This window comes from Collinsella sp. AM24-1, from assembly GCF_003470325.1.
Classification (GTDB): domain Bacteria; phylum Actinomycetota; class Coriobacteriia; order Coriobacteriales; family Coriobacteriaceae; genus Collinsella.
In genome coordinates this window covers 1-12,930 of record NZ_QRHM01000036.1, presented here as the reverse complement: position 1 = coordinate 12,930, position 12,930 = coordinate 1, and the positions used below count along the sequence as shown (strand labels likewise).

At 60.8% G+C, this 12,930-nt stretch carries 7 protein-coding genes; 4 read left to right on the top strand and 3 right to left on the bottom strand.

What is annotated here, in order from left to right:
• Positions 1-483: 483 nt before the first annotated feature.
• Positions 484-1,995, bottom strand: coding sequence for a nucleoside hydrolase-like domain-containing protein (locus tag DW661_RS09685; protein WP_118935450.1), 1,512 nt, complete (start codon positions 1,993-1,995; stop codon positions 484-486).
• A 79-nt stretch (positions 1,996-2,074) separates the two neighbouring features.
• The gene (locus DW661_RS09680; RefSeq protein ID WP_118935449.1) at positions 2,075-3,412 is read right to left on the bottom strand and encodes a prolyl oligopeptidase family serine peptidase; all 1,338 of its coding nucleotides are present in this window, start codon (positions 3,410-3,412) and stop codon (positions 2,075-2,077) included.
• Between the two features lie 490 nt (positions 3,413-3,902).
• Here DW661_RS09680 and DW661_RS09675 point away from each other — a divergent pair, with 490 nt between their 5' ends.
• From DW661_RS09675 to DW661_RS09665, 3 genes are all read left to right on the top strand, one after another.
• On the top strand, positions 3,903-5,330 hold the full coding sequence (locus DW661_RS09675; RefSeq protein WP_118935448.1) for a PTS transporter subunit EIIC: 1,428 nt from the start codon (positions 3,903-3,905) through the stop codon (positions 5,328-5,330).
• A gap of 209 nt (positions 5,331-5,539) precedes the next feature.
• Positions 5,540-6,853, top strand: a complete 1,314-nt coding sequence (locus DW661_RS09670) for a DUF4038 domain-containing protein (protein WP_117637213.1) — start codon at positions 5,540-5,542, stop codon at positions 6,851-6,853.
• 372 nt (positions 6,854-7,225) lie between these two features.
• Entirely contained in the window at positions 7,226-8,770 is a 1,545-nt protein-coding gene (locus DW661_RS09665; protein WP_158568441.1) for a helix-turn-helix transcriptional regulator, read from the top strand.
• 99 nt (positions 8,771-8,869) lie between these two features.
• Here DW661_RS09665 and mgtA read toward each other — a convergent pair whose 3' ends face one another.
• Positions 8,870-11,638: a magnesium-translocating P-type ATPase gene (mgtA, locus tag DW661_RS09660; protein ID WP_118935446.1), complete on the bottom strand. Its 2,769-nt coding sequence runs from the start codon at positions 11,636-11,638 to the stop codon at positions 8,870-8,872.
• A 436-nt stretch (positions 11,639-12,074) separates the two neighbouring features.
• On the opposite strand from mgtA, the gene pyrE reads away from it, so the two are divergent.
• Positions 12,075-12,755 carry an orotate phosphoribosyltransferase gene (gene pyrE, locus DW661_RS09655; protein WP_118372875.1) on the top strand — a complete coding sequence of 227 codons (681 nt, stop codon included), beginning with the start codon at positions 12,075-12,077 and terminating at the stop codon, positions 12,753-12,755.
• The last annotated feature ends 175 nt before the right edge of the window (positions 12,756-12,930 follow it).

The window sequence follows — 12,930 nt, the reverse complement described above, 5'->3', positions numbered from 1 at the left end:
AAGGGAGCGGCGATCCGTGTCCGATAAAACGATACAGCTCATATCGTCCGCGGTGCTGGAGCGATAGCCGTGAAAGTAGGGGGAGAGCTTGCCGGCGCACTCTTTCTTCTCGAACATCTTGTCAAAGAAGCCCATGGCTGCCTCCCATCAACTGGTAGCGTGTGTCACTTTTGATGATGGGGGAGTGCGCAGCCTTTCACGATACCCAGACGGCTCAACGAGTCTCCACAACTGGGACACATGGCCCATTTTTCCTACTCATTGGGGACGTACTTAAATGAGTGAAACTACTCATTTAAGTACGTCCCCAATGAGTGCTCGCAGAACGAGAGTGGATAATCTCCCATTTTTGGCCTGCTTGTGGGCTCAAAGTGGGAGATTGTCCGCTCTCGTTGTTTGGGTGTCCAAAAATCCCCGCTCGTTTGACGCCTGGGGACACTCTTTGCCGAATGCGGCGGCTGCCGAATGTGGGCGCCGCCCTTGCTATGCCACGGTTACGGCGATTTGGGCGTAGCGGGTGCAGGGGCGCTCGGCGCGCGTCTGGACGGTGAGGGTGAGCACAAGGCGGTCGCCGGGTCGCGCGTCGGCGGGCACGATGAAAGCGGTGTCTACCGTGCATTCTTGCCACATCGACAGATCCTGGACGCCTGCATAGCTCGATGGGTCTACGGCCACATCCCAATGTGCATCGAAGCCCTTGCCGTCGGGGTCGACGATGGTCGCTGTAAGGTTGACGCGCTCGCCGGCTGTGGCGCTGCGGTCGGCAGTGACCTCGACAACATGCGCCGGATGCGAGCAGATGGCCGGATCATGGGCACACCATTGCGCGCGGGCGGCAAAGTCTTCCTGATAGGCACGCAGATAGGGATTGAGATTGTCGTCTGCGTGCGTGCCGATGGAGGCAAAACCGGCGGGCGCGTTCGCATCGGGATGCCCATCAAAAAACATGCGTCCCAGCAGCGTATCGAAGCCGCGGTCGTCGATACCGCGCAGGCCAAACGGCAGCAGCGGAATATAGGTCATGCTGTCGCCTTCGGCCATAAAATCGCCGCGCTCAAACTGCATCGCGGGCATGCCTTCCAGGCCCCAATCCAGACGGGCATGCTTGCCAAACTGAAAGCGCTCAGGCTCGTTTTCGTAGACCTTACCATCGCCATAGAGCATATAGCGTGCCATGAGGGGGCCGTTGCCCTGCGTGAGATTCTGCTCGGGCCAGGGAGCCTTAAACAGCGGCAGCGTATCGGGCTGAGCTGTTTTGGCGTCGAAATAGTTGCCATACATATAGGGCGTACGCCAAAAGATGAGCTCGGGAAAGAGCTCGCGCCCATGGTCGAGCCACGAGTTGTCCTGTCCCACGCCATCGGCAACGCCCATCACGCGCACCTTCTGATAGACCTGCTGCTGCACGGCGGGCCACTCGGGCGTGGCGCGATAGCGCTCGGCAATACTCATGAGGGCGCGAACGATCGTATTCATACCACCCCAGCTGAGCAACCATAACGTACGCGGATCATCATCCAGAATCGCCTGCGCAATTACGCGAGACCCCTCAGTTTCCTCAGTCACATCACCCTCAAAGGCAACATTTCCCACAAAGGTGCGCTCGATCATCTGGGCGGGCGTGGGAAACGGCGGCTCACCGGCAGCGGCCGCATTTGCCTGCAACTGCGGCCAAGCCTGGGCATATTCATTACTCCAGAGACTCTCAATCCAATGCTCGGGAAACGGCCGATACTCACGAAGCTCGCCGGCTAGCGGATCGGGCTCATGAGGCACAACAGCCCACTCATAAGAGCGCCGCCCTTTGGTCCGCCAATGCGAATTCACCTCGCCGAGCGTATGAACCCCATCCCCAAGAAAGTGATACTGCGAAGCCGTATACACCACAGCCTGAACATCAAGCAAGTTGAGATACAGAGCCAAATGAACAAGTGAGTTCATATCATCGACTTCCATATCAGTGGTAACAATCACCCGAGTCAACTTCTGGGACATAGGAACAGCTCCAATCAAAATCAATTCAGCCAGTTACGCGCAAGGCAAGACTAAACCCCGGTCCCCGCGATGGGAGGGCTTAGCGGTCGACCCTGGCCGACCACTCCCAGCAGCCCACCGGCTCGCCGTCGATGAGTACGTTGCCCCCGTCGAAGTCTTGATAACACAGGTCGTTGAATTGGTGGATCCACACGCCGTGGTTGAACGTCTTCTTGGCCGAGCCGTCGGCCTCGCGATACACGCCGGTCAGGTCCTCGACATGGCTAAAGTAGGTGAGGTGCACGTTGGCGCCGGCATCGCGCAGGCGCGCCGTGAGCGGCAGCACGGTCTGTTGCGGTGACACGAGCTCGTCGCCCTTGGAGTGCGTAAACCACAGCGGCGTCTTGGCGAGCGCGGCCACGTCCTCGTCCGTGGCGTTGTACCACGGGGCGCAGCAGGGAAGGCCCGCGGCGAAGAAATCGGGGTAGTCGGCGCACAGGCGCAGGGTCATAAAGCCGCCGTTGGAAAGACCGGCGACCACGATGCGGTCGGTGTCGATGCGGTCGGCATGCTCGGCGACAAACTCATCGATAAGTGCCTTGAGCACGGGGGAGTAGATGCTCTGGTTGGAGTGACCAAGCTGCTCGACGCCGTTGTCCATCCAAAACGTGGGCGACTGCGGTACGAGCACCCAGGCAAAGCCGCCAAAGTAGCGCTGGATCTGCGCCTGGCTGATGGCCGTCACGCGGTTGCCGATATAGGCGCGCGTGGCGCCTTCGCCCTGCGTGGCGCCCTTGCCCTCGCCGGCGCCGTGCAGATACACCACGAGCGGTGCCTTTTGGGGCACGGCCGTGGCCTCGGGCGCAAAGGGGTTGAAGCATGCCGAGTCCTCGGCCTTAAAGCTGGGCTCAAAGAAGCCGTATTCGAGCGCGATACCGTCGACGGCGGTCTTTTGCGTGTCGTTGCTCCAGCCTTTGAGCGCAGGGCAGATATCGCCACGGCAGGTGTCGAAGACCAGGCCGCAGGTGGGATCGTCGCCGTCGTTGCCGGGAAGAGCCGCGAGCTGCGTGATGTGCAACTGGTCATCGAGCATGCGCGAGCCCATGACGCCGCCTTCGATCTTTTTGGTCAGGCGCTGCTCGGCGACCTCGAGCGCCACATGGGTGCCCACGGCGAGCTTACGTCCGTTCTCGTCGCACGGATATGCGGCGAGAATGTCGATGTAACCCACGGAGGGCGCGGCATGGTCGGCGCCGCGTTCCTTGCGCATCAGAACATCGCCCGAGCGCTCGTGACGCTCTACATATATATGGAAGGTGTTCGCGTCGATGTCGTTGGCGCGCACGGTGCAGGGCAGGTCGAGTACGACCTTGCTGATCCAGGGGCCAAAGTCGCCCAAGGTGGTGACGGTTGCGTAGGTACACAATTTGAGTTCCATGAGCTGTCTCCCTTGCGCCGCGAATGCCTGGCATCTGCGGCAATATAAACTAAACATGTTTAGTGTAATCTAGAATTGAAGAATAACAAGATGAACTCGGTAAACGGCAAAATTGAACACGTCGTGAACTACTAAACGTATGTTTACTAGCTTCTAGCAGGGATTCTGTTGATGAGTTAACAGATCAGTGAGGTGTTCATCAAAATAAAATCCCACGTAAATGGCTATATATCAATAGAGGGTCAAAGAGACCATCTCCCGCCATTCAAATACGTTCACCCCCGATTTCCTACCGTTCACCGGACTGTAGACGGCAAAATTGCCATAAATTCGGCGCTCCGTGTAAACTAAAGCCCGTAAACGTTCAGTAAACACCTTGTTTACAAAAGCGTATCCAAGGGTCCGGCAACCGTAAGGGGTTATAGTCGCCGGGCCAAAGGCGTGCCTAAGCCCAAGGGGACTGGCACACGAAGATATGGGGAGGGGTCCCATGGCAGTAGATAACAAGCAGATTGCCACCGATGTCCTCGAGCTCGTGGGCGGTGCGGAGAATGTTTCCGTTGCCACCAACTGCATGACGCGCCTGCGTCTGACGCTCAAGGATAACAGCAAGGCCGACGTGGAGAAGATCAAGAAGGTCAGGGGTGTTCTGGGTTGCCAGTTTGCCGGCAGCCAGCTCCAGGTCATCATCGGCCAGAACGTGCCCAAGGTGCTCGCCGAGTTCGTCGCCATCTCCGGTGTCAAGCAGGGTGAGGCCGTCAACGAGAACCTCGATGCTCCCAAGGAGAAGTTCGAGCTCAAGAACCTGCCCAATATCATCCTCGACTATCTGTCGGGCTCCATGACCCAGCTCATCCCGCTGCTCATGGCCGGCGGTCTGTTCCGTACCATCGCGGCCGTCCTCGGCCCCACCATGCTCGGTGTGCTCTCGGCCGACGACCCGACCTATACGTTCCTCTACACCACGCTGTACGAGGCCACGTTCACCTTTATCCCCATCTACCTGGGTTATGCCGCGGCTAAGAAGCTCGGCGCCAGCCCGGTGCTCGGCATGCTGCTCGGTGGCGCCCTCATGGCTCCTTCCGTGGTGAGCGTCGCCACCCAGGAGGGCGGCGGAATCATCTCCGTCTACGGCATCCAGATCGCCGCTGCCAACTACCAGCAGTCCGTCCTGCCGATCATCCTTTCGGTGCCCGTCCTGTACTTCATCGAGAAGTTCTTTAAGAAGGTTATGCCCGACGTGCTGTCCACGGTCTTCACGCCGTTCTGCACCATGATCGTCACGATCCCCATTGCCTTCATCGTCCTCGCTCCGATCGGCAACGAGATCGGTACGCTGATCGCCAACGCCCTCTTCGGCCTTGCTGACCTTGGCGGCATCGGCATCCTGATCGTCATGGCCATCCTCGGCGCCTTCTGGCAGCTCTTCGTGGTCTGCGGCATGCACATGCCCGTCATCCTGCTCGCCCAGGTTCAGATCATCGCTGCCGGTTACGATCCCTTCGTCTTCGTTTCCACCAACTGCGCTATGGCCGCTGTCTGGGGCTGCGCCTTCGGTGCCTTCCTCAAGATGAAGAACCCCGACGAGAAGTCTCTCGCCATCGGTTACGTCATCTCCGCCATCGCCGGCGGCGTCACCGAGCCCGCGCTCTTCGGTATCCTCATGCGCTTCCGTCGCACCATGTTTGGCATGTTCATCGGCGGTGCTATCGGCGCTGTGTTCTCCGGCCTCATGGGTGTTACCTACTACCTCGCAGGCGGTGCCTCCAACTTCCTGGTCTTCACCAACTACCTGCAGGGTGGCCAGATGAACACCGTCTGGGCTATCGTTGGTATGGCAATCTCCTTTGTCATCGCCGCTGCCGTCGTCTTTGTCTCCGGCTTCTCCAAGGAGGAGCTCGCCGAGATGGAGGCCTAAGGCCAAACCGTTCGGTCGCATAAGACCTCACCTACACGACAGGGCCCCGTCAGGCGTAAGCCCGGCGGGGCCCTTCTTGCAAGGTAGACTGATGGAGGCGGGTGAGATTCGCCCGCGAGGGTTTGCCAAGCGCCGGGGGCTTTCGCGCGGGGTTATCGCGAAAGCCCCCGGCGGTTCGCAAATCCTTTATCAAACGAAAGGACATGCAGATGAGTTTGGGAAAGCTGACCGCCAACGGTCGCCAGGACGGCTTTTTGTGCGAGGGCAAACCGTTCTTCTGGTTTGCCGATACGTGCTGGAGCGCATTTACGAGCATCGCCGAGAACGACTGGGATTACTACCTGACCCGCCGTGCCGAGCAGGGCATGAACGTGCTGCAGATCAACACGTTGCCGCAGTGGGATCGCTGCTGTCCCGACCTGGGCATTTGGCCCTATGCCAGCGAGGATGGCGTGCACTTTGATTGGTCCTGCCCCAACCAGGCGTATTGGGATCGTGCCGCCGCCATGTGCCGCGCGGCCGTCGAGCACGGCATTCGTCCGGCGCTCGTGCTCATGTGGTGCAACTACGTGCCCGGTACCTGGGGTGCCAAGATCGCCGAGCGTTGCGGTGCCGAGATTATGCCGCGTGAGGAGGTTCGCGCCCACGTTGCCCGCGTCGTCGAGAACCTGGGCGAGTTCGACCCCGTCTACGTGGTGGCGGGCGATACCGACTTTGCCGGCGACGAGGCGATCGCCTATTACGAGGACGCCCTCGACGAGGTCGTCAAGCGCGCGCCCGAGGCACTGCGCACCATGCATATCAACCGCGGTAACCGCACCATTCCGGCGCAGTATCTGGACCGTCTGGACTTTTATATGTTCCAGCCCGGCCACAACTACGAGGGCCAGCCCGAGGCATGGCGTCTGCCGCAGGACTTTATCGCCAACTATCCCAAAAAGCCGATGGTCAACTCCGAGCCTTGCTACGAGCAGATGGGTGCGTCGCGCAACGTCTACTGGCGTTTTACCGCGCAGGATTGCCGCGCGAGCGTATGGTCGTCGATTCTTGCCGGCGCCAGTGCCGGCGTGACCTATGGCGCACACGGCGTGTGGAACTGGCAAACATCGCGCAGCCAGGGTTCGGTCCTGGGCGAGGGCTTTGACATGCCCTTCCGCTGGCAAGAGTGCCTGCAGTTTGCGGGTGTGTGGGACTTTGGCGCGATCGAGCACGTGCTTGCCGCCCTAGGCGCTACGGCTGCCGACGATGCACTTGCCGTGGTTCCGGCGCAGGAGCTCCTCGACGACGCGCGCGAGTCCATCCGTGTGGCGCGCGTTGGCGATCGCATCGTCGCGTACCTGCCGCGTACCACGGCGCTCAAGTTTAAGCTCGACGGCGCGCGTGGCTGGACGGCGACGGTCCTCGACATGGAGGACAAGCGCATCGCAAAGCTGCCCGTCCGTGACAACGGTGACGGCACCGTGCGCGTGGCGCAGCATCCCTTTGAGCACGACGCGCTGGTGATCCTGGCCCCCGGGCGCTAACGGCTCTTCTCCAACATTTACTACTCATTGGGGACAGACTTAAATGAGTCCCCAATGACTACCCACAGAATGAGAGTGGATAATCTTCCGTTTTTGGCCTTCATACAGGCTCAAAGTGGGAGATTATCCACTCTCGTCATTTGATTGGCACTTGCACTCATTGGGGACGTACTTAAATGAGTGACAGTTGGGGACGCTCCTTGTCGAGCTAGAGACCGCGCGCCCCTTCTGGGTCATGCGGCTCAAAATCGGTGTATGCCGTGGGCTGTTGGGGCCAAATTGACGGCATTTCGAGGATGGGTTCGATATTGGGACTGGTTCTCTAATAGAATAGATTTGCAGGCAATTAAACGACTGCGGGGGGGGGGATTCATGAAAGGTATGGGAGACGCGGCCGCGTACTTTCGTCGGGGCATTCGGGAGATTATATGCCTGGCGCTGTTCTATTTTACGTTTTTGGCTGGCGAGTACCTCTTCGACGTGCGTGTGGCCGAGTTTGTGCCGCCGAGTGAGGTCGTTGTCTACGAGAGCCTCATCATCGGCGCGAGTGTGATCGGCTTTTTTGTGCGTCCTATTCTGTACTATCGCCGCCCCCGTGCGATCGATACGACGAGCGACATCACGGGCGTGCTGCTGGTAGCGGCATTGCTGCTGATGATTATGGCGGTTCGGTTTGAGATGTTCATTGCCGGCGGTTTGATGGCATGCTGCACGCTGGGCTACTGCGGATCGACCGCCCACGCCAACTTTGCGCGGCGCTTTGCGCGGACGCCGTATTTGGCGCGCGCGGCGGCACTTTCGTATGGCCTGGGTGTTCTGGTGCAGGTACTCAACCATATGGTGATGCCCGCGGGGATTCCGCAACAGTTTGTTCTTGTTGCCTGTGCGGTTGTGCAGGTAGCGCTGCTCCACGACGCTCGTCGTGCCAAGCTGCGCGGTGAATCTGAGCCTGGGCTCGAGTCCGATATCGCCGAGCTTTCGGTGGATGCGTCGGAGTTTGGCGCCAAGTGGCAAGACGATTCTGAATCAACGGCGGCTTTTCGGCGCGCCGTGGTGCGTCTGACGGTCGCAATCGCCTGCCTTACCGGTGTGTTTGCCGCCCTCAATGCAGGGCTCACGACCTCGCACGCCGCCGGGGCCATCGACTTGGGCGATTGGCCGCGCTTGCTGATGGGCGTGAGCGCTCTGGTCGCCGGCGCCCTATTTGACCTGCACGATCGTTCGTATATGAACATCACCATGACTTGCACTGCCATGTTGTCCGCGCTTTCGTTCTTTGTCTTGCTCGTCGACGGCAATGGCGGCAATGCGCTTGCGGCCATTGCGATTTTCTATCTGGGTTCGGGCTTCTTCGTGGTGTTTTTCACGACGAAATTTGCTGCCATTTCGGTTTATGCGCACTGGTCGTATCTGTGGCCGTGCATGGGCCGTGTCATCAACAACGTTTGCGCGATGTTCGTGACGGCGCCGGCGGTGGCGATTGCTTCGAGCCAGAACGTGCTGCTGGCGGTGGGCGCCGGGCTCGTGCTGTTTGTGGGTATTGCGATTTCACTGCTGGGACAGTTTGGGCATAGGACCGATGACATTGCGGCGCTGAACGAGCTGGCGTTTGCTGCCGACGACCTTGATGACGGCTCCGTGTCTACCCAAAGCGAGCCCGCTCCCGCGGAGGCATCGGAGCTCACGCTCGATGAGCGCCTCGATGCCTTCGCCGCTGCCTTTGAGCTTACGCAGCGCGAGCGCGATATTCTGGAGGCCTTGGTCGCATCGCACGAGAGTGTTCAAGACATCGCCGCAACGCTCTTCCTTTCGCGCTCCACGCTCTACCGTCATATCGCCTCGATCAACAAAAAGACCGGTGCCTCCTCACGCCTGGCCCTCATCAACTTTTTCTGGTCCTGGTCACCCAAGGACTAGCTCATTTGGGACGGGGCTTTTTTAGCTGTTTTGGGCCGCCGCGGCCAGCGGGGGCGGGTCGCGGCGGCCCAAACATCCTTGACGAAGGTGCCGGTGAAGTTACAGCAGCTCGCCGTGGCGGGCGATGTAGCGGCGCTTGGCCAGCTGGGTGAGCACGATATAGGCGGCGACGATGCCGATGAGCAGCGCGAAGAAGCTCGGCGGCAGCGGCATGAGGCCCAGCGCATCGGCGATGGGGCTTGCCGGCAGCCAGGTGACGAGTGCCAGACCCAGCACGGTGAGGGCGCACAGCGCGGGCGCGGCGTGGTCGCGCGGGCTCGGCAGGCGCGGGGAGCGCAGCATATGGATCACGAGCGTCTGTGACCACATGGACTCGACAAACCATCCGCTCTGGAAGAGCGCCGCAAAGGCCGCCATGCCTGCGACGTTGCCCGCGGCGGCAAGTTCTGCCCAGCTCGCGCCCACGGTTGCGGGGCACACCACAAAGAAGAGGACGACGAAGGTCGCGATGTCAAACAGCGAGCTCACGGGGCCCAGCTCGAGCATAAAGCCCCTAATGGACGTGGCATCCCAGGCGCGCGGGCGGGCAGTCCAGGCGTCGTCGACGGTGTCCCACGGCAGCGCGATGCATACGATCTCGTAGACCAGCGACAGCAGCACCAGCTGCAGGGCGCTCATGGGCAAGAACGGCAGGAACAGGCTCGCGACGGTCACGGACAGCACGTTGCCAAAGTTGGAGCTCACCGTGGTCTTGAGGTACTTGAGCAGGTTGCCGTAGGTGCGACGGCCTTCGATGGCGCCGCGCTCGAGCACGCCCAGATCCTTCTGAAGCAAGATGATATCGGCGGATTCCTTGGCGATGTCGACGGCGGAATCGACCGAGATACCGCAGTCGCTCGCGCGCATGGCGGCGGCGTCGTTAATGCCGTCGCCCATAAAGCCCACGGTGTGACCGAGCAGCTCGCGCATGACGCGCACCAGGCGCGCCTTCTGCAGCGGCGAGAGTTTGGCAAAGAGGTGGGTGTTCTCAGCGCGCTCGGCAAGCTCGGCGTCGTCGAGCGCATCGATCTCGGAGCCCAGCAAGACGTTACTCGCGTCGATGCCGATCTGCTCGCAGACGGTGGCGGCCACGCGGTTGTTGTCGCCGGTTAAGACCTTGACCGCCACGCCCTTGGCCTCGAGGGTGGCGACGGCGCCGGCGGCACTTGCCTTGGGCGGATCGAGGAAGGCCAAAAAGCCCATCAGCACCATGTCGCACTCGTCGGCGATGCCAAACTCACCCACGCAGCGCGGATTGGTCTTTTGCGCCACGGCGATCACGCGCAGGCCCTCGGCATTGAGTTCGGCGACTTGCTTGCGAATCTGGGCGAGCTTATTTTCGCTGAGCGGCTGGGCGACACAGTCAACCTCGACAAAGGAGCAAATCTCGAGCATTTCCTCGGCAGCTCCCTTGGTAACCATCTGGGTTTTGCCCTGGGCGTCGGCGACGACTACGCTCAGGCGACGGCGTGAGAAATCGAAGGGCACCTCGTCGACCTTGGTATAGCGGTCGCGCAGGCTCTGGCCCAGCGTGGAGTCGGGCGCGACAGTCGAGGGCGTCACGTCGGCACGGTCGATGACGGCCAGGTCGATAAGGTTTTTGAGGCCGGTCTGGAAGAAGCTGTTCAAAAACGCATGGCGCAGCACGCGTGCGTCCTCGTTGCCGTCAGTGTTGAGATAGCGCTCGAGCACGATGCGGTCTTCGGTGAGGGTGCCGGTCTTGTCACAGCACAGGACATCCATGGCACCGAGGTTTTGGATCGCCGGCAGCTCCTTGACGATAACCTGGCGGCGGGCGAGGTCCTTGGCGCCCTGCGACAGGCTCGTGGTCACGATGACGGGAAGCATCTGCGGCGTGATGCCCACGGCCACGCTCGTGGCGAACAGCAGCGCGTCGATGACGCTGCCCTTGGTGGCGGCGTTGATGGCAAAGACGGCCGGCGCCATAACGAGCATAAGGCGTACGAGCAGCATGGAGACGCTCGAGACGCCGCGGTCAAACGCGCTCTTCTCGCCGCGCCCGTTGAGCATCTTGGCGATGCCGCCCAGGTAGGTGTCCGAGCCGGTGGCAACGACAAGTGCTATAGCGGTGCCGTTTTGCACGGAGGTGCCGGTAAAGACGATGTTTTTGCAGGCAGAGAGCGGCAGCGCGGAGCTGCCGGCACCCTCGGCGACGGTGATGGCAGCGGTCTTTTCGACGGCCTTGCTCTCGCCGGTGAGTGCGGACTCGATCACAAACAGGTCGCGCGCGGTGATGATGCGGGCATCGGCCGGCACCATATCGCCGGCAGAGAGACGGATTACATCGCCGGGGACGAGCTCGTCGAAGGGAATCTCGATACGCTCGCCGTCGCGCAGGGCACAGCAGGTGTTGGAGACCAGGTCCTTGAGGGCCTCGGCCGCATTGCCGCTGCGAGCCTCCTGGATAAACTTCATGCTGCCCGATACCAGCAGCATGATGCCGATGACGATGACCGTGGAGGGATCGCGCTGGGGCTCGGGTACGGCGAGCACGTCGATGTAGAGCGAGACCAGCGCGAGCGCGGCGAGGATGCCGGCGAAGGGATCGATGAACGCGTCGGCGATGCGGCGGGCGAGCGTCTTGGTCGGCGCCTCGATGGTGTTGGGGCCGGCGGCGTCCAGGCGCTCGGCGGCGTGCTCGGCAGTGAGTCCGTCGGCCGTGGCGTCAAGCAGCACGAGGGCGTCCTCGGCGCTATGGGTGGCGGCGAATATGGTGTTCTTGGACAGGCCGGTGTGAGCGGCGGGGCGCGCCGTGCGGCGGCGCTTGGAGATGACTTCGAGTACCGTGGCGGCTTTGAGCATCAGCATAGGGTCCTCCTTGTTAAAGGGAGTTAGCGTACGTGTCGTATGTGCTTTAAAAACCTAGATGTCGCTCACGTCATGCTCTCGAACCACCACAAAGGGGACAGGCACCTTTGTGGTGGTTTTGACGATCGATTCGTGGCGCTTATGCGTGTGCGGAATCCTCGCGGCGTGCCGAGGGCGACATGCAGGTTTTTCGACTATGGCTGCCTTCCATGGCACACCTCCTTAAGGCCGGGCGCGGCGCGCTTCGGGTGTCTCGCACCCGTTTTAATCCGCCCGTATTCTTGATGAGGGGGTTTGCCGTGTCAACCTCATTGTTCGGAAAACCATTGTCCCTGACAAAGCCTTTACAGAATGACGTGGCCTCAAAGCGCGCCCACATCGACGCCTCGCCTGCGCTAAACTGAAGAGCACGTACGCGATTACGAGAGGAGCCCGCATGGAGGCTTACAAGCAAGAGTTCATCAAGTTTATGGTCGAGTCCGACGTTCTTAAGTTCGGCAGCTTTACGCTCAAGAGCGGCCGTCAGTCCCCGTTCTTTATGAACGCCGGCGCTTACGTGACGGGCTACCAGCTCAAGAAGCTGGGCGAGTATTACGCCCAGGCTATCCACGATAACTTTGGCGACGACTTTGATGTCCTGTTTGGGCCGGCCTACAAGGGCATTCCCCTGGCCGTCGTGACCGCCATTGCCTACCACGAGCTGTACGGCAAGGAGGTCAAGTACTGCTGCGACCGCAAGGAGGCCAAGGACCACGGCGCCGACAAGGGCAACCTGCTGGGCTACGAGCCCCAGGACGGCGACCGCGTGGTCATGGTCGAGGACGTCACCACCAGCGGCAAGTCCATCGATGAGACCTATCCCAAGGTCAAGGCTGCTGCCGATGTCGAGATCAAGGGCCTCATCGTGTCTCTCAACCGCATGGAGGTCGGCAAGGGTGGCGTTACCACCGCGCAGAAGGAGATCGAGGCCAAGTACGGTTTCCCCGTCGCGAGCATCGTTTCCATGGCCGAGGTCGTCGAGACCCTCTACAACCACGAGATCGACGGCAAAGTTGTCATCGACGACGAGCTCAAGGCCGCCATCGACGCCTACTACGAGCAGTACGGAGCCAAGTAGGTTCCGCGGTTTTACCAAACCGCGGAACCGGCCGACGCTACGCGGGCCGCATTTGGACAATCTGACGTTCAACTTCAAGGGCGCGACCAGAAGGTCAGCGCCCTTTCGTTTCACGTCACCTTGTCTCAAATGCGGCCCGCTCGCTCATATGACCCAATCCACTGTCAAGGGCCAC

Coding starts and splice junctions, on each gene's coding strand:
- DW661_RS09675 (WP_118935448.1), top strand. CDS start 3,903: ATGGCAGTAGATAACAAGCAGATTGCCACCGATGTCCTCGAGCTCGTG.
- DW661_RS09665 (WP_158568441.1), top strand. CDS start 7,226: ATGAAAGGTATGGGAGACGCGGCCGCGTACTTTCGTCGGGGCATTCGG.
- DW661_RS09685 (WP_118935450.1), bottom strand. CDS start 1,995: ATGTCCCAGAAGTTGACTCGGGTGATTGTTACCACTGATATGGAAGTC.
- DW661_RS09670 (WP_117637213.1), top strand. CDS start 5,540: ATGAGTTTGGGAAAGCTGACCGCCAACGGTCGCCAGGACGGCTTTTTG.
- DW661_RS09680 (WP_118935449.1), bottom strand. CDS start 3,412: ATGGAACTCAAATTGTGTACCTACGCAACCGTCACCACCTTGGGCGAC.
- mgtA (WP_118935446.1), bottom strand. CDS start 11,638: ATGCTGATGCTCAAAGCCGCCACGGTACTCGAAGTCATCTCCAAGCGC.
- pyrE (WP_118372875.1), top strand. CDS start 12,075: ATGGAGGCTTACAAGCAAGAGTTCATCAAGTTTATGGTCGAGTCCGAC.